Origin of the sequence: Lentilactobacillus rapi DSM 19907 = JCM 15042 (genome assembly GCF_001436255.1) — a bacterium.
In the GTDB taxonomy this organism is placed as follows: domain Bacteria; phylum Bacillota; class Bacilli; order Lactobacillales; family Lactobacillaceae; genus Lentilactobacillus; species Lentilactobacillus rapi.
The window spans coordinates 80,664-104,124 of the sequence record NZ_AZEI01000083.1; the positions used below are offsets into that span (position 1 = coordinate 80,664).

General features: G+C 41.3%; 15 protein-coding genes and 2 pseudogenes. 9 read left to right on the forward strand and 8 right to left on the reverse strand.

Annotated features, from left to right (window positions below; all coding sequences use genetic code 11):
• Positions 1-14 precede the first annotated feature (14 nt).
• Positions 15-1,559 (reverse strand): glycoside hydrolase family 43 protein, encoded by a 1,545-nt coding sequence (locus FD12_RS12555; protein ID WP_056983370.1) that lies wholly within the window; start codon positions 1,557-1,559, stop codon positions 15-17.
• Between the two features lie 18 nt (positions 1,560-1,577).
• Positions 1,578-2,995: pseudogene (locus tag FD12_RS14430) on the reverse strand (glycoside-pentoside-hexuronide (GPH):cation symporter).
• 368 nt (positions 2,996-3,363) lie between these two features.
• On the opposite strand from FD12_RS14430, the gene FD12_RS12565 reads away from it, so the two are divergent.
• The 3 genes from FD12_RS12565 to FD12_RS12575 all read left to right on the forward strand — a co-directional run bounded on the left by FD12_RS12565 (position 3,364) and on the right by FD12_RS12575 (position 7,524).
• Entirely contained in the window at positions 3,364-4,434 is a 1,071-nt protein-coding gene (locus FD12_RS12565; RefSeq protein WP_056983371.1) for a PfkB family carbohydrate kinase, read from the forward strand.
• A 230-nt stretch (positions 4,435-4,664) separates the two neighbouring features.
• On the forward strand, positions 4,665-5,966 hold the full coding sequence (locus tag FD12_RS12570; RefSeq protein WP_056983372.1) for a glycoside hydrolase family 28 protein: 1,302 nt from the start codon (positions 4,665-4,667) through the stop codon (positions 5,964-5,966).
• 25 nt (positions 5,967-5,991) lie between these two features.
• Positions 5,992-7,524, forward strand: coding sequence for an MFS transporter (locus FD12_RS12575; protein WP_056983373.1), 1,533 nt, complete (start codon positions 5,992-5,994; stop codon positions 7,522-7,524).
• A 204-nt stretch (positions 7,525-7,728) separates the two neighbouring features.
• On the opposite strand, the gene FD12_RS12580 is transcribed toward FD12_RS12575, so the two are convergent.
• The 3 genes from FD12_RS12580 to FD12_RS12590 form a co-directional block, all read right to left on the reverse strand.
• Positions 7,729-9,276 carry a glycoside hydrolase family 30 protein gene (locus FD12_RS12580; RefSeq protein ID WP_056983374.1) on the reverse strand — a complete coding sequence of 516 codons (1,548 nt, stop codon included), beginning with the start codon at positions 9,274-9,276 and terminating at the stop codon, positions 7,729-7,731.
• A 124-nt stretch (positions 9,277-9,400) separates the two neighbouring features.
• A complete protein-coding gene (gene gntK / locus FD12_RS12585) occupies positions 9,401-10,939 on the reverse strand; it encodes a gluconokinase (RefSeq protein WP_056983375.1) in 1,539 nt (512 codons plus the stop codon).
• A 217-nt stretch (positions 10,940-11,156) separates the two neighbouring features.
• Positions 11,157-12,149 carry a D-isomer specific 2-hydroxyacid dehydrogenase family protein gene (locus FD12_RS12590; protein WP_054747015.1) on the reverse strand — a complete coding sequence of 331 codons (993 nt, stop codon included), beginning with the start codon at positions 12,147-12,149 and terminating at the stop codon, positions 11,157-11,159.
• A 561-nt stretch (positions 12,150-12,710) separates the two neighbouring features.
• Here FD12_RS12590 and FD12_RS12595 point away from each other — a divergent pair.
• Positions 12,711-14,150, forward strand: a pseudogene (locus FD12_RS12595) (MFS transporter).
• A gap of 576 nt (positions 14,151-14,726) precedes the next feature.
• On the opposite strand, the gene FD12_RS12600 reads toward FD12_RS12595, so the two are convergent.
• The 3 genes from FD12_RS12600 to FD12_RS12610 are packed head-to-tail and all read right to left on the reverse strand — an operon-like array spanning position 14,727 to position 18,709.
• Positions 14,727-15,608 (reverse strand): aldose 1-epimerase family protein, encoded by an 882-nt coding sequence (locus FD12_RS12600; RefSeq protein ID WP_056983376.1) that lies wholly within the window; start codon positions 15,606-15,608, stop codon positions 14,727-14,729.
• Between the two features lie 23 nt (positions 15,609-15,631).
• On the reverse strand, positions 15,632-17,056 hold the full coding sequence (uxaC, locus tag FD12_RS12605) for a glucuronate isomerase (protein ID WP_056983377.1): 1,425 nt from the start codon (positions 17,054-17,056) through the stop codon (positions 15,632-15,634).
• Positions 17,057-17,086: 30 nt separating this feature from the next.
• Positions 17,087-18,709, reverse strand: coding sequence for a mannitol dehydrogenase family protein (locus FD12_RS12610; protein ID WP_056983378.1), 1,623 nt, complete (start codon positions 18,707-18,709; stop codon positions 17,087-17,089).
• Between the two features lie 516 nt (positions 18,710-19,225).
• On the opposite strand from FD12_RS12610, the gene FD12_RS12615 reads away from it, so the two are divergent.
• The 5 genes from FD12_RS12615 (at position 19,226) to FD12_RS12635 (ending at position 23,431) form a co-directional block, all read left to right on the forward strand.
• The gene (locus FD12_RS12615) at positions 19,226-19,930 is read left to right on the forward strand and encodes a GntR family transcriptional regulator (RefSeq protein ID WP_056983379.1); all 705 of its coding nucleotides are present in this window, start codon (positions 19,226-19,228) and stop codon (positions 19,928-19,930) included.
• 90 nt (positions 19,931-20,020) lie between these two features.
• Positions 20,021-21,361 (forward strand): MATE family efflux transporter, encoded by a 1,341-nt coding sequence (locus tag FD12_RS12620; protein ID WP_054747013.1) that lies wholly within the window; start codon positions 20,021-20,023, stop codon positions 21,359-21,361.
• A gap of 157 nt (positions 21,362-21,518) precedes the next feature.
• Entirely contained in the window at positions 21,519-21,713 is a 195-nt protein-coding gene (locus FD12_RS12625) for a helix-turn-helix domain-containing protein (RefSeq protein WP_054747011.1), read from the forward strand.
• Positions 21,714-22,086: 373 nt separating this feature from the next.
• Entirely contained in the window at positions 22,087-22,911 is an 825-nt protein-coding gene (locus tag FD12_RS12630) for a hypothetical protein (protein ID WP_056983380.1), read from the forward strand.
• Entirely contained in the window at positions 22,895-23,431 is a 537-nt protein-coding gene (locus FD12_RS12635) for a hypothetical protein (RefSeq protein ID WP_056983381.1), read from the forward strand. The genes FD12_RS12630 and FD12_RS12635 overlap by 17 nt, the downstream gene beginning before the upstream one ends.
• The last annotated feature ends 30 nt before the right edge of the window (positions 23,432-23,461 follow it).

Here is a 23,461-nt window from a genome sequence, read left to right on the forward strand (position 1 = left end):
TCATGGCACGATATTTAGACACTATATTTAAAATCAGTAAAGACTGCCTGCGTACTATTTCGACGATACATATCAATCACATCTAATCCAATGAAGTTTCCTGTATAGCCTCCGGATAAGAAGCTAACATCAACTGCGCCCAGAGAATATTGTTTGTCAATGTCACTTAATAAAAATTCTGCTTGTGATTCATTGATCTGAATGCTTAATTGATATTTTCCACTGTTTGTAATCGAGATTTCGTTAAGTTGTTTGAATTCACCTGCTATCGATTGTTGCAAGACAACGCAAGGATTTCCCGATTTATTTACCGTAACCATCAGCAGTACATAATTAGATAGATCTAGGTAAAGTGTCATGCCAGCTAATTCCAAGTAACTCTGTGGATGATACTCTAGTTTAACTGATGCATGACAGTTGAAGTCGGTTTGCCTAGTTGCCACAATATGCTGATCAAATGCCGATTGTGGTGACTGCCCGCCTTTTATTATCAACCCCTTACTCGTTGGTATAAGCCATTTATGGGAATCAAATTGACGTAAGGTATTCCAGTGTTTGTACTTCAATGTTTGACCGTCAAACGCATCAACAAAGCTATGGCTTATCGGTTTTCCATCCGATACTCCTTTAGGCGCTGGGGTTTCTAAGCTTGGCCGGTTTGTTCCATTGGCTAACCGTAACCAATCATTGTCAGTCCAAACAACTTTTTGAATTGCCGTTTCTCGTCCTAATATTGGATCGTCTCCTTTAAGGGGCCGTGTACAGAGATGTGCCATATACCATTCATGATCTCTAGTTTCCATCAAGCTTGCATGTCCTGCACACTGTAGTGGAAGAATCGGATCATCTTTTGATGTGAGCATCGGATTATCAGGATCAACTTCATATGGGCCCCAAACATTTTTACTGCGAGCAATCGTTTCTTGGTGATTAGCCTCGGTGCCGCCTTCAGCACATAACAAGTAGTAATATCCATTATGTTTATATATTTGTGGCGCTTCCGTCTTCCTTGCAGACGTCCCTTCAAATATTAATTTAGGTTTGTCTTCAAGTTCTAAAGTTTCGGAATTGATCTTCTGCATCACAATTCCGGCTGGTTTATTATGGGAGGCTAAGCGATAATCCCAAATTTCATTTAGGAAATACGCTTGCCCATCATCAAAGAAAATAGATGGATCAAATCCAGAACTATTGACGTAAACAGGGTCACTCCATGGCCCATGAATATCATCAGCGGTGATAATATAATTATCACAATCTTTGAAAGGAACTTTAGTCGCATTTACATTCGTATAAACAATGTAAAATTTTCCATCATGATAACTCGCAAACGGTCCCCAAATTGAGCAACCTGTTGGATTTCCTTGTAAGTTTACAAGTCTTGGCTCATTTAAAATTGACGTTTCATAAGACCAATTTACCAAATTATCTGATGAATATACCCGAATCCCCGGCAGCCATTCAAAGGTTGATACAACAATATAATATAGTTGATCATCTTTAAATAAAACAGGATCCGGATTAAAGCCTGTTAAGACTGGGTTTTGAATTGTCTCCATAATTAATCTTCACACCTTTTATTTATTATTTTCCTCTTCAGCCAATTCCTTCTTGTTTCGAGCTTGCAACTCGGCTGAGATTTTATTATATGTTTCTTTATCCAAATTATAGAATTTCATTGAGAATATAGCGATGAAGTAAATAATAATCGGAACTATTGTGGTAGCGATTACAATTCCGTGTAAAGCACCAGCAGTTTGATGAGACGTAGTTGCCACATATCCAGTAGCCGAAAGAACTAGTCCTGGAATCATGCCTCCCAATGCGTTTCCGCACTTAAACACAAAACCAATAATTGCGTAAATTACGCCGCTCATTCGCTTATTTGTCTTATATTCGCCATACTCAACAGTTTCCGGAATAAGGGCCCACATGTATGCTGAGATCATTCCGTTACCAACTGATGCAATCCCTCGTGAAATGAAGATCCATGTAATCCATTCTGGCTTAGCGAAAAACAATCCAGCCATTCCAATAATATCAGCAGCAATTGAAACAATAATCAGTTGAAATTTCGATAGATGCTTTGCCAACCAGGGAATTGCTGGAATAAATGCCAGTGCGGGAAGGGTACCGGCTAAAGAATACCATTTAACCAAATCAGCACGGCCCACATAATACGTTACATAGTAAATACCAGTTGCACTAACAATCGACTTTACGCCATAAATGACGAAGAAGAAAATACATAATATAACCAAAGGACGGTTATGCATTAATTGTTCAAACACATCTTTTACCTTAATCTTATTGTGAGATGCAGGAACTCGAACCCGCTCATGAGTAGAGAAAAAGCATCCCCAAAGTAGGAGTCCACCCATAATTCCCATAATTGCCATGGTTAGTTGCCAACCAGTTGCAGCCCCGAGATTTTTAGTGAACATGTCTGCTAAAAACGGTACAAAAAACGCGACGATTACTTGGCCAACATTGCAAGGAAGGTCCGATACGTTGTTAAACTAACGGATTCTTGCTGATCATTTGTCATTGCAGCAGTTAAGCTACCATAGGGAACATTAACGAATGTATAACAAACTGACAGCATAATATAAGTAATATAGGCATAAATAAGTTTCCCGGTTCCACCAAATCCTGGAACTGTGAAGCAGAGTACCGCAAGTACAGCAAACGGAACTGCCCCGTAAAGTAAGAACGGACGGTACTTTCCATATTTAGTATTGGATTTATCGACAAAGAAACCAATAATCGGATCAGAAAATGCATCTATAAACCTAACCACCAAAAATAGCAATGACGCAGCACCAGCAGAAATTCCAAAAACATTCGTATAAAAGAATAGTAAGTAGGTTGACAAACTTGCATAAATTAAATTACAAGCAAAATCCCCAAGGCCAAATCCTATTTTCTCACCGGCTCCTATATGACCAATAGGTCGTAAGTGCTTGCTTTGCTGCAGTGTTTCCTGAGCTTTCATTTATAAACACTCCCCATAATTTATTTAGTTAATTTAAATAAACTAACTAACAACGATTAGTATATCAGAAAGCGTTTTCTTTTCAAGCGTTTTTTTAATATTTAGCCATTATTTCTTGCTTATTTCGCTCGTTTGTTTATATTTATAATTTAACTCACATTCTCAGATTTATTTGTAATTCCATTATCTTGTACTTACTAAGAAATCTGCTCCGAGGTATGAATACTCATTATTGGTGCTCTCATTGCATCGTTGTATAATGAAATGACTAGGTAATTTCCAATAATGATTAGAAATACAAATTCATTATTCTAAGCTAAAAGCTTAAAATTTTTCCCACATTAAACTAATTGAATGGAGCTTCACAAATGATCTCACGCGAACAGCAAATTTTAGAATGGATTAAGCAAAACCCAATGATTAGTCAGAATGAGCTTGCAAAGCTCGCTGGCATCACTCGTTCAGGTGTTGCAGCACACATTTCGAATCTAGTTAAAAAAGGGTATTTACAGGGTAAGGGCTATATCGTCGCTCCTGAAAATTATGTCGTTGTCATTGGTGGAATCACATTGGATACTTTTGGCATTCCAAGTAGGGAAGCTTTTGAAAACAAGTCCAATCCTGGCGTAATTTATTCAGATTTGGGTGGCCTTGGGCGCAACATTGCTGTCAATCTCACCAATTTGGAAATACCAAACTACTTCGTATCCGTTTATGGAAATGACTCTGCGGGGGAAGAATTCAAGCGGGATGCACAAAAAAGAAAGCTTGACATTACCTATTCCAAACAAATATCAAGTAAACCCACCTCTCGTTACTTATACATTAATCAGCCAGATGCCAAACGGATTTTTGGTGTAGATGATAGTCGGATCCATGATGAAATCACACCCGACTTTTTGAAAGAACGAATTTCTATATTGAAAAATGCAAAGATGATTATCATAGACCCGAATTTACCGCAAATGACAATTAAGTGGCTCTATAAGCAATTTAATCAGCCTTTACTCGCTGATTCTATTAACAAGGTAATTCGATTGAAGCAGGGTATTGCTGCATTAGATACATTAGTTTTAAATTCTGCTGAGTCCCAAGCCATTACAAATATCACTATTAATAATCGTCAAACTGAGAAACAAAGTGCCGATCAACTCATTTCAATGGGAATTTCCAATGTGTTCATTTATGATTCAAGAATTGGTTTTTTGTATCAAACACAAAGCGACTCATTCTATTTCCCAATTACACTTGACAAAGTACTAAATACTAATGGTGTGGGTGCGGCTGCCTTAGCTACAATCGTTTATGCTCGTCGGAGTAAATTGAATGCAGCCCAAACCGCAAGAATCACACAAGCGGCTGCTCAGTCTACCATGAGCACTTATTTAAATGTTGTGAACAATCTAACTCCAAATTTTCTTGAAAGGTATTTACAATAAATAAAAGACTCATATTCATAATGTACAGATTTGGCTGATAATCATCAGCCTTTTTATTTTGGGCCAAATTGTTGAAATATCACCTTTTTTGTAAACAAATGTTTACATCTATAAACATTTGTTTACAAACCAAAAAATCGTGCTATTCTTCCATTGTGATCATTAAGCGCTTACAAGATCTACATCTTAATCTCCAAAACTGACTAAGTCACACAGAAAGAAGGAATGTCATGTTAGTCATTGAAGTAAATCCAGGTAAAGATATTCAAACAGCCATAAATAAAGTCACTGAGGCTAATGGTGGACAAGTCATCATCACTCCAGGAGAACATATTACTGGTCCGATTGAATTGACCTCAAACTTAACATTTACATTACAAGAAGGATCTATTATCAAATTTAAAGATGACCCAATGCTTTATCCGCCCGTTTGGACACGTTGGGAAGGTGTTGAGTGTTTCGCTATGCATCCACTCGTTTATTCAAACAATGATAAGAATGTAAAAATTAACGGAACTGGAACAATTGACGGGTCAGGATCAAACTGGTGGAAAACTTTTAAAAAAATCGAAGATGAGGACCGAACCCTTCCACGAGAAAATTATGAGCTTCGTTTGGCAAACCTTAATCCAGACTATCAAACCCGCACTGGCGGTGGCGGTCGTCCGTCTACCCAATTCTTACGACCTCCACTAATTCAATTCTGGAAAGGCCAAAATATCGTGATCGAGGGGATCACTTTGAAAAATTCCCCCTTCTGGACCCTACACATGGTGTATTCCAGAGATATTCAAATTGAAAATATGACATTTTCTAATCCAGCAGATGCCATAAATACTGATGCAATGGATATTGATTCAAGTGAAAATGTATCCGTCAGTAACTGTCTATTAGATGTGGGTGATGATGGCGTTACTTTGAAATCCGGTTCAGGAGCGGACGGAATTCGCGTAAATCAACCTACTAAAAACGTTCACGTCACTGGCTGTCGTATTCTTGCAAGTCATGGTGGAATTGCGATTGGATCTGAAACAGCGGCTGGAATCAGTAATGTCGAAGTCTCAAATTGCACCTTTGAGGGAACTCGCCGAGGAATCCGTTTAAAATCTCGTCGTACTCGTGGCGGCACGATTCAAGACATAAAATTACATGATCTAACAATGGACTCATGCTGGTGTCCCATTTCTCTTGAACAATATTTTGCTCCTGGCGTATTACCAGCTGAAGAAGATACTGTTCTGTCAGAAGAACCTCAACCGGTTGATAACACAACCCCACACATTAAGAATATTCAAATAAAAAACATTACAGCTACAAATGTCCGAGCAACTGCTTCCTTTATCGTGGGACTACCCGAAGCGCATATCCAAAATGTTAATATTGAAAACTTTAACTGGTCGTTAGCAACTCCAGATCATTTATTGCCAACGAATTATGCAGAGGAAACTGGTGGTAGATTCCATGATGCAAGTCGAGATATTAAAACAATCAATGTTAGCAATTTAGTGATTAATGGCAAAAAGCTGGGTTAATCCAGAATAGAAAGTTGGAGAAAAAATGGAAAATCAAAAAAAGCGATGGGTCTATACCCCTCATAAAATTTCTATTTGGCGATCTATTGGTTATGGAATAAATGATATGAATGGAGCTTCATGGGGAACGTTAGTAGGGTCCTACTTGATGTTCTTCCTAACAACATATGGCAAACTTTCGGCTGCGGCGGTAGGTATGCTGTTTTTAATTGGAAAATTTTTAAATGCAATTATGTCAATGCTAGCAGGCTCAATCTCGGACAGATTATATTCAACTAAAATTGGCAGACGTTTTGGTAGACGACACCTTCTGTTATTGGTGGGAGCCATCCTAACAATCCTCTTCTTCCCGATGCTATTCATGGTAGTTCCCGGTAGCTTCTGGTGGTATCTAATAGCTTTTGTCATGGTTGAAACAGCTAACGTTATTATTGGAACGGCTTATGAGACATTAGCAACTGAAATGACACCGAATGCTGATGATCGGGTAAAAATGTCTTCAATTCGATTGTTTATCTCTGCATTTGCAACATTTTCTGTATCCGCCTTACCTGCCACCCTGCTCGCTTTTCTCGGAGAAGGAGCTCAAGCATACACAATTTCAGGGATTGTATTTGGTGTAGTTTATGCGATCTGTACTTTGATCACTTACCGTTCAACATGGGAACATTCACCTGAAGAGGTGGAAAATTTTGAAAGCGCTAACGGATCCAATAGTGGTGAAAAAGAAAATAGTTTTATTGGTTCCCTTCGTGATTACTGGGAAATGCTTCGCAATAAGTCTGCTAGATATATGGTATCCATATACTTCATGACTTACTTTGCAAAAGATTGTTTTTCAACAGCATTTTTATACTATGTTGTCTTCGTTCTGGGACTCTCCCAGACAATTGGACAAGGTATCACATCACTTTCATTCGTTGGAATGATTGTTGTACCAATTGCCGCATTTATTTTAATTAAAACAAAGAATCCAAAGATCAATTGGTCAACTTCATTTAGCTTGATATTTATAGTAATGGCTGGATTCTTTGTACTGTCATTACAACATTCCCACTTAGGTTCTGGAACGACAATTATTTCATTGATCGTTTTGGGAGTACTTTGGCAAATCGGTCGACAATTTTTGGAATATACTGCTTGGCAAGTAATTCCTTTGGTTCCCGATGTCGATACTATTGTCTCAGGCAAATTACGGACTGGAACGTTTGCAGCGGTACAATCATTCACTCGCCAGCTTACTGGAGCTTTAGGTTCTGCGCTGCTTGGCTTTATTCTTCAATGGGGTGGCTTTCAAGAAGGATCACTTCACCAGACTTTGCAAGCTCAGAACGCAATTCTAATAGTTCTTATTGTCGTTCCAATTATTTCAATTGGGATTGCTTGGTGGATGGTTGCAAGATTCAACTTAAACCAGCGGACACATAAGATTTTGCACAACGAAATTGAACGTCTTCAAAGCGGTGGTAACAAAGATGATGTTGATCCACAAACTAAATCTATCGTTGAAGATTTAACAGGCTACAAATGGGATAAGATTTGGAATACAACGAAATAAAGTTTCTTAATTCCATCTCAACAGAAAACTATAAAAAGGCTGGAATACTGGTAATGAACAAATTTTGTTCATTACTGGTATTCCAGCTTTTTGCAGTGAATTAAATTGATGCTAACATCTAAACCACTTTGAACTAAAACCCAAGACCAGGGTTTCAGTCCAAAGCAGTTTAGATACCGCATCAGCCCATTGCGCTCCGCACACTTATTTTCCCGGTGCCACATCATCCGTATTATAAGGTGACGGATTCAACTTAAATTCATCATCTGCAGGGACCTCAGATTCATTGACTGCGTGGTTGGCTTTGTGCAGTGTGACCGTTCCCCATGCAGGAACCGTAACGTTTTGCCAATCCGTTCCATGACCACTTATAGTTACTGCAGCCTTTAGTGGTTTGCCAGTTGGATTATACAAATGAGCTGAAATCGAACCATCTGGGGCTTCAAAAGCAACTGACCCAATGCCACCGCTAAAGCCGTCCGGGGTGTAATTTGATGAACCAATTACTTTCGAACCAACTGGCACGTCTTGACCAAAGTTTCGCAACATGAAGTATTCCAAATTCCGCTGGACTTTCCCCGTCGTATGATCAATCGTGACCACGCCTTCACGGCCAGTTGAATCCGCAGCATTTGGCAAGCCGCGTTCATCCAAAGCTAAGTTCCATAAGGTAATCATATTCAAGCCATTTCGAACCAACCAGTTGCCAATAATTCCTGGCATGATGTGGGACGCATTCTCCGTTGATTCTTCCATCATGCAGCGACGTTCGGTCATAACCATCTGCCAATTAGGAAATGCTCGATTGGCGTTGAACAAGTTGTCATAAGGGCCACTGTAGGTATGGACGGCTAGACCATCGAATGCTGCAGCCTGTTCCGGCGTGACGTTATCGGTGATTGGTTCATTCAATGCGCTAAAGCTGTCATCTAAAAAGTAGATCTTTGTTGCAGGGAACGTCCGGTCAAATGCCGGCCGCAGATATTGATAGCCGAATTCAGCGATTTCAGAAGGTGTCCAGATCATTGCTGGCCAATGAGCGGCATTAGATGGTTCGTTTTGAATCGTCACACCATAAATCGGGATGCCTAATTGTTGATAAGCTTCAATGTATTTAACGAAGTAACGGGCATAAACCGCGTCAAAAGTAAACTCTTTGCCATAGCCGTTGCCGGTATACTGACCAAATCGGAGCCGCCCACCATATGTCAAATGACCGGTATCCTTCATCCAGGCGGGTGCCGACCATGGAGAAGCAATAATCTTCAGTGCTGGATTAATTTTCAAGATTTCCTGAAGAACCGGCACAATGTATTTCAAATCCTTGGTCGCATCAGCGGCGCCTGGAGTTCCTTCACCGACTGAGAACTTTTCCAGCTTAAAATCATGTTCACCAAATGGGACATCGTCATAAGTGTAGTAATCTTGGCTGGAAAAATCACATGAACCAAGTGGCACTCTGACGCTTGAAAAACCGCCCTGCTCCGGATCAAATAGCTCATGCAGCAATGCATCCCGCTGCTGTTTATCCATCGCACCCCAAATCAGTGAAGCGGCGGAATCTGTGATCGCAGCCCCTTGACCCAACCAGTCTTGATGACGCTCAGATGGATCAATCACAATCTTAGCGGCGTCGGTTTCCGGATCCCCAAATTTAGGCGTTTCGAGATGATCACGCCGTTGTTTCAAATCACCAGAAGTCGCAGTCCAAAACTCGGTAGAAAATCGATTTTCTGAATCAGTGTTTGCCATTATTATCTATCTCCTTTTATTTATGAAGCGTTTACAAGCTCACTCAAAACAAAATTCCAAACCGGAACACCAAGTAGCCTTGACTACCATCAGTTGTTCAGTTTGGAATTTTAATCAAGCTCAATTATTCGTCATCATCCGTAAATTCACGTTGATAGTCAGCGATCCCCTTATATTCCTTGGATAAGTCTCGGCTCAAGCGCAAGTAGATTGGAATCAGCTTGCGATATCGAGCAAAGACTTTCTCGTTAGGCTTGTACACAGTTTCTTTACCCATGTACTTCTTAATGTCTTCAAGGTTGTCTTCCATCCCCAAAGCCATCTTGGCCAAGAACATTGCGGCCAGACTACCACTTTCGTATGATTCTGGAATGATAATGTCATTTTCAAAAATATCTGCCATCATCTGGGTCCAAAGCGTTGACCGGGCAAATCCGCCAGCAGCTAAAATTGCTTTGGGATCACCAGTCACTTCTTTGAGTGCCAAGGTCACTGAATAGAGATTGTACATAATCCCCTCCAGAACCGCCCGGATCATGTGAGCGCGGGTGTGTTTCCGGTTCAAACCGAAGAATGAGCCGCGGGCGTTGGCATCCCACAATGGTGCCCGTTCCCCACCTAAATATGGGTGGAAAATCAACCCGTCAGCGCCGGCAGGAACCGTTGCAGCAATCTTACTCAACATGTCATAAGAGTCAATGTTCAGTAGTTTCGCCGCTTCCTGTTCACCACCAAACAGGGAATCATGAGCCCAGTTGAGGACAATCCCACCATTATTGATAGGACCGCCAATCAGGTATTTACCCTTCATAATCGGGTAGCAGTACAAACGAGCTTTGGGATCAACCCGGGGGTTGTCGACAAATGTCCGCACAGCGGCTGAAGTGCCGATGTTAATTGCCAGGACACCAGTTTCAATTGCGCCAACCCCAATAGTGGAGAGGGCCCCATCCGTGGCACCCATGACAAAGTAAACGTCTTTGTCCAAGCCAATCACTTTAGCATATTCGGACTTGATACCCTGGAATTTATCCGTCGTATCTACCAATTCCGGCAGCTGTTCACGCTTAATGCCGACTTCTTTTAAGGCGACGTCATCCCATTTGGCGGTCTTCATGTTCAACAAACCAGTCGCAGCCGCCATTGAGATTTCTTCCTTGAGAACACCGGTATACTTCCAGATAATATATTCTTTGATGCCGACCCAATAAGCTGCCTGATTGAAGATGTCCGGTTGCTCGTTCTTGAAATAAAGCAGCTTATAAAATGGTCCCATCGGATGAACCGGCAAGCCAGTTCGTTTGTACATATCAAAGCCGCGACCATTTTCCTTATACTCTGCGGCGTATTGACCAGACCGATTGTCCGCCCATGTCAATGAGCGAGTGAGTGGCTTAAAGTCTTTATCCAGCGCGATCAAGCTATGTTGCTGGGCAGACCAGGAAATCGCAATCACCTGACCGTCCTTCGCCTTACCAGTGACTTCCTGAAGGGCGGAAACGGTGGCGTTAAAAATTTCATCAGGATCTTCCTCGGCCATATCAGGGGTGTCTTGATAGAGCGGATAGCCCTTATTTGCTTTTGCATAAATGTGACCGTCGGTATCGTACAGCAACGCCTTGGTGCTGGTAGTACCAACGTCAATTCCAATAATATAATCCATATGATAATCTCCGTTCTAATGTTGACTAATATCATAGAAATAGTCAGCAGATATATCAGTTAATCGGCGCAGTGTGCGACAATGAGCGCAGAGTGCGAAAAAGGGCGCTTTGACCTCAGTGGATAAGTCTCTCAAGCTAATATTGCGTTTTTCAATATTGGCTTGAGTGGCTTATACGGCTGGAGTCAGCCTTTTTGAGCACGTTTACTCATTCAACCTAGTCACTTAAAGTATGCGTCAACTCACGTCCTGGTTGTTTGCCGGCAACGATTGCCTTGACATCACTCACACACTTTTCGCCCATGCCGTGCAAGCATTCATAAGTGTATGCAGAGGTATGTGGGGTAACCAAGATCCGGTCATTTTCCAGGAATGGATGGCCAGCCTTAACGGGTTCAACTTCCATTGCATCAGCCGCATAACCAGATAATTGACCAGATTTGATTGCGTCAAGAATGGCATCTTCTTCAACCAAAGCACCACGGGCATTATTACAGATATAAGCACCCTTCTTGAGGTTCTTGATCGTCTTGGAATTGATCATGTGCAAACTGTTGTCATCCAAAGAAGCATTCAATGAAATATAGTCACAGCGCTTGAGTAAAGTCTCCAGGTCAACCCGTTCAACGTTGTGGTTGGTGAACCACTCTTCGTCAGCTGCTGGATGAGGATCGTTTACGAGTACTGGACCGCCAAAGATACTGAACAGCTCAGCCACCCGGCTACCAATGTTTCCACAGCCAATCACGCCGAAGGTCTTCCCACTGAATTCATTTCCCATAAATTGGGCCCGATCTTCGTAACGGCCGGCACGTTCGCGTTCTGATGATGGCACTACCTGGCGAACTAAAGCCATTAAGTTAGCCAATTCGTTTTCGGCAACCGAATTCCGTTCAACGGTTTGTGGCACGATCGCAACTTGGGTGCCGTGCTTTTTGGCAGCTTCAAGATCAACGTTGTTAAAACCAATACCATGGCGAGAAATCAATAATAGATCGTCTTTGTTATCAAAGAATTCCTTATTAAAGAATGGCGTTACACTGGCAATAATGATGTTGAATCCCTGAAGTTTCTCAGCTAATGATTTGCCGTCAATATCGGTTGGCAGCATGAAGCGCTTAACAGTTCCAATGCCTTCAAGTTCCTTCCAATGCTCAGTAAATACCTGACCAAAACTGTTTGAGTTCACAACTGCGATGTTATATTCCATCTTAAATTTCTCCTTTAGGATTTAGATTGATGTTTTTGTTTACACTGATATACTAGTTCTTTAATCAGGACTTGTCAAAGCCTTTTTTATCCAATTGGTAACGGATTCATTATATTTCCTCATCAAAACAGCGGTCTGAAAGTCTTTCATAAGTAATATGTCAGATTTTACTTTTTGGTACTTAATTCTTGTGTGCAAGTTTAGAAGAAAAGCATCCCTTAATGAGCTGAATCAACAATTTAAGCCTCTCCTAAAATGTCGTTTCACTAAGTATTGATAGTCTTTTCCCTTGATCTAGTAGTAATTACTAAACTTTAGTGAATCTCAGGTAGCTATTTTACTGATATATCAAATTGCTGGTTATCTTAAAAAATAATGGCGTTTTTGGTTGTAAGCGGTGTCAGAAAGTGCTATCATTCTAATTGTCTGATGTATCAGTTTTAGAAAGGAGTCGTTACTCTGGAAAGTAAAAATCAACAATTTAATTTTGCTACTATATATGGTTCCAGACATTATCAATACATCATTATTTAGAAATTATTTTAATTAGGAGTGATTAAATTGGATAAAACTCAAAAAACGGTGCTAGTGGATGCTCATCCATTTAGTATCAAGGATAAAATCGGCTACATGTTCGGCGATATTGGAAATAACTTCTCCTTCAACGTGGTTAACTCGTTCTTAATGATCTTCTATACCAACGTTTTAGGATTAACTGGTGCCCAAGTTGGGGTGCTGTTTATAACTGCCCGATTTGTTGACGCATTTGCCGATATTACTGTTGGCCGTTTGGTTGATAACAGTAAGCTCCACAAGATTGGCCGTTTCAAGCCATGGATCAACCGGATGAAATACCCACTGCTCATTTCATTGGTTTTGCTATTTGTTCCAATCGTCAAAGATTGGGCATTGGGCGCTCGACTAGCCTACGTATTTATCACATACCTGGCATGGGGAATTTTCTACTCATCCGTTAACATCCCTTATGGTTCAATGGCCTCAGCTATTAGTAGCAGCCCCAACGATAAGACTTCATTGTCAACCTTCCGTGCCATGGGTTCTGCCCTAGGGAGTGCCATTACCAGTTATATCATCCCAATGTTCATGTATGTTGGGGCTTCACAAAAGATTTCTGGTAACCGATTCTTCTGGGTCGTTGTTGTTTGTGCCATCTTAGGATACATTTGTTACCAATTAACCACCCATATGACAACTGAACGGGTTCGAACTGAAAAAAGTGAAAAAGTTCCAATGGGCCGTTTAGTTAAAGGAATGCTCGAAAACAAAGCCTTGATCATCTTGGTTATTGTTGATTTGATCTTAGTTGTGAACCAAAACCTTTCAGGAACTTTAATTTCTTACCTATTTAATGATTACTTCCAGAATTAAGGCGCAATGTCCTTAGCCTTAATCGTCAACTTCGCCACCGTCTTATTACTGGCACCATTCAGTAACTGGATGACCCAACGATTTGGCCGAAAAGAAAGTACCGTTACGGCATTGATTTTCGGTGCCGCTATGTACGCCATCCTGTTAGTTTCTCATACCCACAGTGCAATGTTCTATCTGGCAATGTTATTCCTTGGCTCCCTTGGTGCCGGTGTCTTTAACCTGATGGTTTGGGCATTTATCACCGACGTTATTGACAACCATGAAGTCTTAACCGGTGTCCGTGAAGACGGCATTGTGTACGGGGTTAATTCATTTGCCCGTAAAGTTGCCCAAGCAATCGCCGGTGGCTTTGGTGGCTTTATGTTAACCTTCATCGGTTACGTTTCATCAACGAGTGGTGGTGTTACCCAATCCACTCAAGTTGTTAACCGAATTTACAGTTTAGCAACCGGTGTCCCAACTGCCTGCTTAGCATTAGCAGCCCTTGTCTTGATCTTCCTTTACCCATTGAACAAGAAGCGGGTCATGCAAAATGCCGAAACCCTCGAAAAAATCCATACTCAAAATACAGAAGCTGAAGAAAAGGCAGAAAAAAAAACTGAAGACTAAGTAACTGTATCAAACAATTATTGAGCCATGATGTAAGAACAAAAGCGTTCAGGGAAGTTATTTCCTTGAACGCTTTTTGGGTGGGGTGTTAAACCATCTGATAAATGCTCATCCTTTAAGAATAAAGATTTCCCGGAGACAATCTAATGCTTTAAGCTTCAATTAAGCTCTAACCGCTATTCTAAGGTCATTCAATGAAGAAAGGAGTGTTGATTCAATCAATTGATTAACTGAGCGCTAACAGGCTAAACGGTCCTTACTTAACTATCACCCTCATGATTCTCCTCCAATATGATTGCTTTGAGGACCGTCTAGTTTAGTCGGAAATAAAATCAGAAAGGACGCGGATTAGATGAACAGGAAACGCCTATACTATTCAGCAGGAATCACGGCAGCCATCGTCACTTTGATGGTTGTCACCAGCCGCCATGTTCGTGAATCGCGATTGATTTTAGATGCAAATTAACTCAAATAGTGTTGATCAACAAAAACCGTCATCCCCAAATCACTGACTGATTGGAGGATAACGGTTTTTAACTGGCATAACAGCCATAAAATTTAGTTAAATGACCCTGTTTATTTCAAATTCAGCTTCACCTGATAGTGCTTGCTTTGCTTTGCATCCAAGTGTTGATTGTCTTCTTTGGATTTCAGCTCAACCAGGTCGCCATAAACATCAGGTAAGCCGTTAAATGGCTCGATACACAAGAATGGTGCGTTGGCGCCTTCCTTCGTCCATAATGTGACGTGATCGAAATCACTCACGTCAACGGTGACTGAATGCTCGGTTGCTTGGGAATACAACTTAACTGTTTTAATGCCCTCGTTCTTAATAATCAAGAGGCCCTTGGCAAACATGTCATGATCCAGCTCAACGATCCCATTGCGGTAGTTCGGCAGCTTTTCCACCTTACCTGAACGATAAGGATTCGGCTTCTTCACAATTTCATAGGTCTCCAATGAATCTTGGGCTGGTTCCAGATCCAAGCGGTAATCATCAAATGAACCTTCTTGATTGATTGGCACGTTGAAGGCTGGGTGATAACCCAATGAGTACGAAAGATCCTGATCACCATCGTTTTGAACCTCAAAGCTGACAGTTAAGCCCTGATCGGTCAAGACGAAGGTGACATCGAATCCAAAGTCAAATGGATAGTATTTCTTCGTCTCATCAGTGGACTTCAACGACAACGTCACTTGATCCGCCTGCTTGTCAGCAACTTCAAAATCAAAATCAGCAACAAAGCCGTGCTGGGGCATTTCATACTTCTGACCATCAATTAAATAGGCATCGTCGTTAGACCGGCCAATTGCTGGGAACAAGATTGGCGCGTGCTTTGGCCAAATATCGTTATTCCAGATATAGTCAAAATTACCTTGTTTGTTCACCAAATGCGTCAGCTGACAACCATGTTCGTCAATTTCTGCACTAAAACGGTTATTTTCAATTTTTTGCATGAGCGACACTCCTCTTCTGACAACTAGTCCTTGTCAAAGAATCCAAACTGGTCGTGGGCGTTATTGTAAGAAATGTCTTCAACAATTTGTCCCAAATAATCTTCATCATCGGGAGCTTGGCCGCGTTCAACCCATTCGCCGATCACATTGCACAATACTCGCCGGAAATACTCGTGACGAGGGTATGACAAGAAGCTTCGTGAATCGGTTAACATCCCAACAAAGTTAGGCAGCAGGCTTTGTTCAGCCATGATGGTTAACTGGCGTTTCATCCCATCAAAGGTATCGTTAAACCACCAAGCGGCCCCAAATTGAAGCTTCTGGACACCATCTTGTTGGAAGTCACCCATGCCAGTTGCCAATTCCATCCAGTCGTTAGGGTTCAATGAGTAAAGAATCGTGCGCGGAATTTGGTCTTCAGTCTGCATGTCAATCAAGAGCTTCATGAATTCCTGGGCAATATCTGGTTGAGTTCCCATGGAATCAAACCCACCATCGGGACCGAATTTTTCAAACATTGGCTTATTGGCATTCCGGGTGACGTTCATGTGGAATTGCATTGTCCAATTGAATTCCTTGTTCAATTTCATCAAGTTTTCAACCAACATTGTTTGATACTTATCAACATCTGAAGTTGACAATGGTTTGTTTTGGCGAGCCCGATCAAGGATATCATTCAATTCATCGTCACTGGCTTTTTCAAATCTAAAGAAGTTCAAGCCATGATCAGACAACTTGCCACCGACACTTTCGAAGTATTCAAAGCGTTGACGAAGCGCAGCCATCAGGTGTTTGAATGAATCAATCTTAACTCCTGAGATGTCTGATAATTGATCCAAGTACTCGCCAAAGGTCGTATCCGTCAAATGAAGCGCCTTATCGGGCCGCATGGCTGGCAATACTTTGAAGCCGTTGTCAGCTTCTTCTTTCTTCAATAACTTATGATATTTCAAGTCAGAAGCTGGGTCGTCAGTGGTGCAGACCGCCTTGACGTTCATCCGCTTGATTAAGTTGCGGGGCTTAAAGTCGTCGGTTGCCAGCATCTGGTTGGCTTTCTTCCAAATATCAGGAGCCGACTTTTTATTAAAGACGTCATCAATTCCAAAGAAACGCTTCAATTCCAAATGAGTCCATTCATAAAGCGGATTTCCAAGAGATTTCTCAATCGTCCCGGCCCAAGCGATGAACTTCTCGTAGTCATCCCCATCACCGGTAATCAAATCTTCTGGAACCCCATTAGCTCGCATCAGGCGCCACTTGTAGTGATCGCCGACACTGCCATCGTTGATCCAGATTCGGGTAATATTGTCATAATTACGGTTGTCGTAAATTTCTTTTGGGTCCAAATGACAGTGGTAATCAATGATTGGCATCTTTGAAGCGTGATCGTGGAATAGTTTCTTGGCCATTGGGGTGGTCAATAAGAAATCGTCGTTTAATAAAGTCATAAATAAAGTCTCCTCTTAGAAATGTATTAGTTAAACATTTTGAGCATACTTGGACAACGTGTCTTCCAACGTTTTGCGGACTGCGCCCGTCCCACTAATTTGTTGGGCAAAGTAATTTTCGACCGTTTCACCCATGCCAATTGCGTAGAGGTCATGGCCAAAGATTGACTTGTTAGCCAGAATATCTTTCAAGTGGGCGTGAACGTCGGTCTTTTCACCTAACTTAATATCGCTTACTTTAGGTTGTAATTCGGCCAACAATGGATCTGGGCTTGGTTCAAATGGCTTGCCTTGATCATCGACAGCCATCAAATAACGGCACCAGGTTGCCAAAACAAGTGGAATGAAATGCAAGTCCTTTGGATCACGGTTAGGATCATCGATGTAATGTTGGATAGTGACGCCATAACGAACTGACAACTTCTGTGAGGTGTCTGACGCAATTCGTTGTGGCATATCTGGGATGTATGGATTAGGAAGGCGCTTGTTAACCAATTGATCAATGAAGGTCTTCGGGTTGATAACCTTAGGATCTTTCACAACTGGCAAGCCTTCAACGTAACCAATTTGTTTGATCAGATTCAACATGTCCTTATCGCTCACTTCTTTGGCAATTGAGTTAAAGCCGAGTAAGCTGCCGTTAACGGCTAAGGCAGTGTGGAGTGGGTTCAGGCAGGTCGTAACTTTCATTTCATCGGCATCGTTCACAGTGTCTCGGTCCGTTAAGATGACACCGGCCTTATCCAGTGCGGGGCGGCCATTTGGAAAGTCGTCTTCAACGACCAGGTAATGAACCTCTTCAGTGTTGGTGAACGCAGCGATGTTGGTATGACCTGGAGTGTGATAAATCTTGTAGTCATCGAAGCCATCTTCCTTGAGCTTTTCTGAAACGGCTTCGGAAGGATTAGGAGTGATTCGATCAATCATTGAAAGTGGGAAGCTAACAGCTTTGTCGTCCTTCAAGTAATCGATGAATTCTGAAGGAACTAAGCCATTTTCCGCCCAACCTTCAGCGATGGTCAAGACACTCTTTTCAAGCTTTTCGCCGTTTTGTGAGAAGTTATCCGTGCTCAAGAGGGCCATCGGGTACTTGCCGGCTTCAAAACGGGCGAACATCAATGCTGTTAATGAGGCCATGTTGTTCTTAGGTGCTTTAGGGCCATTTTTAATGTCATCTTTAATCATTGGCAATAAGTTGCCTTGACTGTCCCAAAGGTTATAGCCTTTTTCTGTAATTGAAAAGGTTGCTAATTGAAGGGCTGGATTTTCAAAAATCTTGAAGAGCTTCTTCCAGCCATCAGGATTGCTTTGGTCGAAGAATAGGGCATCCGAAACTGATGCGAATAATTCTTTTTCGAATTGACCATCTTCATGAGTAATCACGCGAAGAATTCGGTTGTTGAACTTCCGGTAAACATCGTCAACAACCCCCTTATCATGGGTTTCGGCAACGACAATGCCTGAATCAAGGTCGCCTGAATCAAGTAACTGGTTTGCGATTGCGGCATGAAAGGCCCGGAATAAGTTTCCGCCACCAAAGTGAACCCACCGGGTTGCCCCAGTCTTAGCTTTAATGTCGTAATTAGGAACTTTAATGCCGGCATCGGTAAATTCCTTTTTATTCGTTAAATAATTATCGGTGATTTCTACCATTGTAATCCTCCTAAAAAATGAGTGAGCGTAGTAAAGCGGTTAGAAGTCGGAGTGTAAGGCTCCTCGTATGGAAATTCCGGTTTTGGGAATTTTTGTGCGAGGTGCTTACACGCAGACTTCTGCTTTACACAGCTGTCCTAAAAATAGTGAGCGGAGCTAGGCGCTTAGAAATTGGAACATAAGTCTCCTCAATCATAAATCCTGGTTTTGAGGATTTATGATTGAGGTGCTTATGTGGAAATTTCTGCCTAGCGCAGCTGTCCTAATACAAGTGAGCGAAGCAAAGCGGTTAGAGATCGAGGTGCTTACGCACAAACTTCAGCTTTACGCAGCCTATTCTAATCCACCCAAATCAACACACCATAACCAACGCAAAGTGAAACTAATACACTAGTATGCTGAATCCGCTTACAGATTCATTATATTCTGATATATCAGATTGTCAACAGGAACCTTTTTCCCCCTCAATAATCTTGATCAGTATGCTATAATGTGTGTGATATAAAGGAGATTACGATGATGGACAATATGCGCAGTGACGCTTACCATGAAATTAAATATAAAATCATTCACTTTGATTACATCCCAGGTCAAAAAATATCTGAAAAGACAATTTCTCAAGAGCTTGGGTTGGGCAGAACCCCTGTGCGAGAAGCGATTATCCGGATTGAACGGGAAGGGTTAATCGAAGTGATTCCCCAAAGTGGCACCTACATCACCAGAATTGATATGGCAGATGCTAAGGACGCCAGATTCGTTCGGGAGTGCATCGAACCAAAGATCATGTTGAATGCCGCAGCCAACATTTCTGAGACTTCACTGAACGTTTTAAGAAAGAACTTGGCTGAACAGGACAAAACGGCCAGCGAAATTAATCCTGACAGTTTCTTTGATTTGGATCAGGACTTCCACCACGAATTTTACAAGGTCGTTAATAAAGACACTGTTTGGGATTGGCTGCAGATCAACAATACTCAACTCAATCGCTTCCGTCGCCTTCGCCTGAAAGAAATGGACTTAAATTGGAGCACCATTTATACCCAGCATAAAAATATTTTTGATGCGGTGATTGGCAAAGATATCGATGACTTGGAATATCTTGTTAACGAGCATCTGCACTTGATGCTGCTGGAACGACGGCAGGTGTTGGAAGCTTATCCAGATTATTTCAGGAATTATGATGGGGATGTCGATTCCAAATCAACTTCTCACGCAAAATAACGTATTTACTTACAGAACAGGTGGCCGAAAACTTTTCGCCGTTTTCGGCCACCTGTTCTATTAAATCTGTATGAAAGGCTTGCTAGTGCTATGAATAAACAAGACTTAACCCAGGGCAACCCCCTCACCCGCCTGATTATCTTTTCGTTACCGCTGGTTGGTGGATCGCTCTTTCAGCAACTCTACAACTTTATTGATACGTTGATCGTTGGCCGGTTGATCGGCGTTGATGCGGTTGCCGCGGTTGGCGCCTACTATCCACTTAGCTTCTTGATCATTGGTTTTATTCAGGGAAGCTCGATCGGCTATAGTATTCCCCTCTCTCAAAGTATCGGTGCCCATGACGATCAGGCTACTAAACGCTACTTCACGAATGGGATTTGGTTAAGCGCAATTGTTGCTCTCATTTTGACACCGGTGATGATTTTCGCAGCAGCACCCTTACTGAAATTGTTAAATACGCCCGCTAATATCATGGAAATGACGCTCGCGTTTACAATCATTTCGTTTGTCGGCATCCCTGCAAATATTCTCTATAATTATTCGGCAGCGGCACTGCGGGCATTTGGCGATTCCATCCACCCGTTACATTTCTTAACCGTTTCGCTGGTTTTAAACGTCATTCTTGATTTGGCCTTCATTCTTGAATTCCACATGGGAATTGCCGGAGCCGCCTGGGCGACAGTAATCAGTGAGTTTGTCGGCGGCCTGCTCAACATCAGTTTATTCTTCGTTGGCAAGTCAAAATTGTCCCTCAATCGAACTAATTGGCACTTTTCATTAACTGCTATTAAACGGATGTGTGGTGTCGGCATTCCAATGGGATTTGAATACTGTGTCTCCGCAATCGGAGCCATCATCATGCAAGATGCCATCAATCGATTAGGCTCAAGCATCGTTGCGGCTCAATCAGCTGCGGACAAAATTCGACAGTTATTCACCCTTCCAATGGAAAGTGTCGGGGCGGCCATGGCAACCTATCAGGCTCAAAACTTTGGCGCCCACAATGGTCAGCGAATCAAACAGGGCATTACTAACGGGATTTTAATTCAAATCGTCTATTCAGTTGTGGCTTTTGGAATCGTAAATTTGTCGAAAACCTTCTTGGTAACAATGGTCCTCGGATCCAGCTCCCCTTCCACCACCAAAAGTGCCGTTGAGTATTTAACGATCATTTCATTTTTCTTTCCCATCCATGGATTACTCATGATTTTCAGAAACACGCTCCAAGGCTGGGGCCACAGCCTGTATGCCATCATTTCCGGCTTTGGCGAATTGTTTGGTCGTTCAATTGGCAGTTTCATTGCAATGGGCTCTGCGGGATTCGTGGCAATCTGTTACTCAAATCCATTAGCTTGGGCAATTTCATTGATATACTGCGTGTTGATGGTCCGCCAATTGTTTGGTAAAGATCAGTTGGGGGAGATGTAGGCCAATCGCAAACAACATGAATTTAATAAGTGATTAAGCTTTATGCTCCTCTAATCAAGCTTCACATCATCTTTACATTTCTTTCAATGATCTTTCACAGAAAAATCATTTGTCTATGATTAAGTAAAGATTAGCTAAAGTTGATGTAGGAGGTTTTATGTTAAATATTGGTGATAACATTAGGAAACTACGAGAAGAACAGGCATTATCACAGGCAGTCGTTGCCACTGCGCTTGGTGTAACTCGTCAAGCGATTTCTCAATGGGAGCACAACTATACTTATCCAGATATCGACAACTTAGTCATCCTTAGTAGATTGTTTCGTTGTGACATCAATCAATTATTGTTTTAGAATTGGAAATCATAATATTTATACCTCATCCTAGATGATCTTTCTCTAGGATTTTTTGTCTCAAAACCTCATAAGTATAATGAATCAGGTGTCCATAGGCGCCATTAAGCGATTGTTTTGTGTCAAGCGATACTTGCTAGTCAAAACATCGATTAGCCTTAATAATGTTTACAGAAATAGTCATCGATTATTTAAACAATTCTTGCTCTTGAATGCTCAATTTCTACACCAAGGCAGCAGGAATCATCCATTTTTGGACGCAACAATTTTTAAGGCGACTTAATGACTTAATATAGCAATAATCTGTCATTTCCAGAAAGCGCACTTAAGCTGAAGAACCCGCTTCTTCAGCATACATAGGAGGCAAAGAGAATTGCTATCATCTGAACTCAATTCTATTAAAAGCTCAAAGCGAAGCATATTCACCATTATCTTCTTATTCATTGTTGTTATTTTAGGGGAGTTAATTACTTGGTATGGGAACTATTATATGTTTTGGAATTACGCAAAACAGACACATAGACACTTGTCTTACCAAAATATTTATCATCCAACAATGACCACCTTTTTGTCAGGCAACACTTCAGGACAGTTTTTACAAATAATAATCATTTGGCTTTTACCTTTATATTTAATCCTAATTAGTGCCCAACGAATCATTGATAATAACCGAAATGACAGCAATTACATTTACACCTCCCGATACACAAAATTCAAACAATATTTAGGTGTTAGCGAACTTACCCAATTTTCCATATTTACAGTCTTCTTCATCGTCCTATTTGGCCTTGACTTTGTCATAGCGGAATTACTGTTTCATAATGGTCAATCATTTATGGATTTAGAAGATTCGGTTAAATATTCTCATTTATTAAAATTAGAACTACTTCATCCAAATTTAGCGTATATTTCATTTATCGTTGTCGTTAGTATGAGCTTTGGCCTTTTTGCAGTAGTCGTGCACGTCTTGGCACTCTTACTAAAGAAACCTATCCTAGTTCATCCAATTTCCTTGGGCATCTGGTTCTTCATGGTAGCAATGCCCAATAGTTCAACCTACTTCATTCAGCCCTTTATTGAGTATGATTGGGGAACTTATTTTTCAGCCCTCATAAGTTATCTTGTCATATGTAGCAGCATCATCGCTGTTGGAAATTTTTGGCTGAAATTGAGAGGAAGGTATGTTTATCTCAACTAAGAAAAAATTAATATATCGAATTATCGGCGTTATCGCACTGGTGATTCTTTTAGTTATGAATTGGACTCAAAATACCAGTGTCCCGCCAAATGCCACTGGGTTAGCCGTCTGGAGAGCCTTATTTTCAACAACTGGCGGCTTCTTTTCAATCTTCTATTTTGGCCCAGTTATTGCTAATATCTTTATTTGTTACGAGCTGGTAAATCGAAGACCGTATCTCGTTTATTATCGGACATCACGACAATTCGTTTTATGCCAGTATGAAAAAAATCTTTCAGTGGATGTGCTTCTTTTCAGCTCAATCTACATGTTGTTTGGTTCATTCTGTAATCAGTTGTTCGTTGGAAAAGGAATTTTGGAGTGGTCATTTTTCTTTGCGCTAGTCGTAATGATGGTCAATACAGCATTATTTTTAGGCTTCCTAGGTGAACTCTTTTATATTCTAGCCATATTTGTCAATGATTATCTTGCATTGATCATTTTGCTTTGTTTGAATGTCAAGGGCAGTTTAAAAATGTAGGTTTTCGGCAGAAAGAAATGTAGGTTTTCG